The sequence below is a fragment of the Nocardiopsis lucentensis DSM 44048 genome, assembly GCF_000341125.1.
Taxonomy (GTDB): Bacteria; Actinomycetota; Actinomycetes; order Streptosporangiales; family Streptosporangiaceae; genus Nocardiopsis; species Nocardiopsis lucentensis.
Genome location: NZ_ANBC01000130.1, coordinates 1 through 2098, shown reverse-complemented (window position 1 = coordinate 2098; position 2098 = coordinate 1). Strand labels below are relative to the sequence as shown.

2 protein-coding genes are annotated in these 2098 nt (G+C 74.0%); both read left to right on the top strand.

Annotated elements, in window-relative coordinates; all coding sequences use genetic code 11:
- Positions 1-847: prolyl oligopeptidase family serine peptidase (locus tag D471_RS0104210; RefSeq protein WP_017597471.1), on the top strand; the 847-nt coding region annotated here is incomplete at its 5' end.
- A 238-nt stretch (positions 848-1085) separates the two neighbouring features.
- On the top strand, positions 1086-2098 hold a 1013-nt coding region (locus D471_RS0104200), incomplete at its 3' end, for a cupin domain-containing protein (RefSeq protein ID WP_017597470.1).

Below are 2098 nucleotides of genomic sequence, written 5' to 3'. Positions count from 1 at the left end.
CGCGCCACCGGCTCCCCCCGCGGTCACCCGCACCGTGCTGTGGTGCCGCTCACCGGACGGCACGCGGGTGCCGGTCACCGTTTTCACCGGCCCCGGCGGCGCACGCTCCCCCGAACCCGGGCCGACCCTCCTGCACGCCTACGGCGGGTTCGGACGCCCCCGGCAGTTCGGGTTCAGCGCGACCGTCCTGGCCTGGCTCCTCTCGGGCGGGCGGTACGCCGTGGCGCACGTGCGCGGGGGCGGCGACGCCGGACGCGACTGGCACCTGCGCGGTTCGGGCCGCGACAAGCCGCGCGCGGTCGCCGACCTGGTCGCGGCCGCCGACGCCCTCGTGGCGGAGGGCCTGTGCGCCCGTGACCAGCTCTGCCTGTCGGGCGGTTCCGCGGGCGGCCTGCTCGTCCTGGCCGCCGCCGTGTCCCGGCCGGACCTGTGCTCGGCGGTCATCGCCTCCGCGCCGTTGGCGGACATGGCGCGGTTCGAACGCCTGGGGCTCGGCCGGATGTGGACACGCGAGTTCGGCAGCGTCGCCGACCCCGACGACTTCGCCGCCCTGATGTCCTACTCCCCCTACCACCGGGCCCTGGACAGCGCCGTCCGCACGCCCGGCCGCTCCTTCCCCCGCGTCCTGCTCACCGGTTTCCACGGTGACACCCGAACCGACGCCGCCCACCCGCGCAAGATGTGCGCGGCGCTGCGCGCGGCCGCGCGGGACGAGGGACGCCCTCCGGTCCTGCTCCGGTACGAGCGCGACGTGGGGCACGGCCCGCGCGCGGTCAGCCGGGCGGTGGGACTGGCCGCCGACGCGCACGCGTTCGCGGCCCACGAGACGGGGCTGACCGGGCCCTGAGGCCCGGAACGGCCCCCGCACGGAAGAAAGTGGACAACGGCACACGGAAAGCGAGGTGCGAGATGGACCCGATCGAGGTTGAGGTCGAGGACCTGGCGGAGGTGACCTCCCGCGACATCACCGCGGGCGGCGACAGCGACGGTACCGACTCCAGTTCCGACTTCATCTGACTCCCATCCCGCCCGGTCCCACGCCTTCGCGCCGGGGCCGGGCGGGCCCCTCACGGAAGGGACTCGCCGTGACCGACCTCGGCCGCCTGTTCACACACGCCCTGCCCGAGAACACGGGCCTCACGTCCCGCCTGTCGGAGGAGTTCGTCCACACCGACCTGGGTGCGGACGCCGTGCGCTCCCTACTGACCTTCGACGACCTCAACCACCTGCTGGCCACGTGCGCCCCCGAGCCGCCGCGCCTGCGCCTGCACCGGGACGGCTCCCCCATTCCGGTCGACCGTTACACCGACCGGGCGACTTCCTCCCGCTCCGCGCGCCGGGTGGTGCGGCCCGAGTCGCTCTACACCGAACTGCGCGCCGGGGCGAGCCTGGTGCTGGACAGCGTCGACCGGATGCATCCGCCCGTCGCCGCGGCCGCGGACGACCTCATGCGCCTGGTGCGTGAGAGGGTGCAGGCCAACCTGTACCTGATCTGGGGTGATTCGCGTGGGTTCGACACCCATTGGGACGACCACGACACGGTGATCGTCCAGGTGGAGGGCACCAAACACTGGCAGGTGCACGGTCCGGGGTCGCGCCCCCACCCCATGAAGAACGACACCGACCACGCCCACACGCCGCCGCGCGACGCCGACGGCGAACTCCACGTGGTGTGGGAGGGCGTGCTCCGTCCCGGCGAGGTGATCCACGTACCTCGCGGCTGGTGGCACACGGTCACCGGCACCGGCGGGGTGAGCATGCACCTGACCTTCGGTTTCACCCGCGCCACGGGGGTGGACTGGGCCGAGGCCCTGGTGCGGCGGCTGGTCGACGAGGACCTGTTCCGGCGGGACCTGCCCCGGTTCGCCGATCCCGACGCCCGGCGCAAGCACCAGCACGAACTGGTCGCCCGGTTGGTGGAGCTGGCCGAGGAGGACGACCTGAACGCCTTCCTGGCCGAGCGGGACGCCCGCTTCCCCCGGCGCACGTCGTTCTCGCTGCCCTGGCCGGTCGGTGACGAGCCGCCCGGGCCCGATACGCGCGTGGAGTTCGTGCCGATCCTGCCGCCACCGATGACCCGTGAGGGCGACCGGGTGTC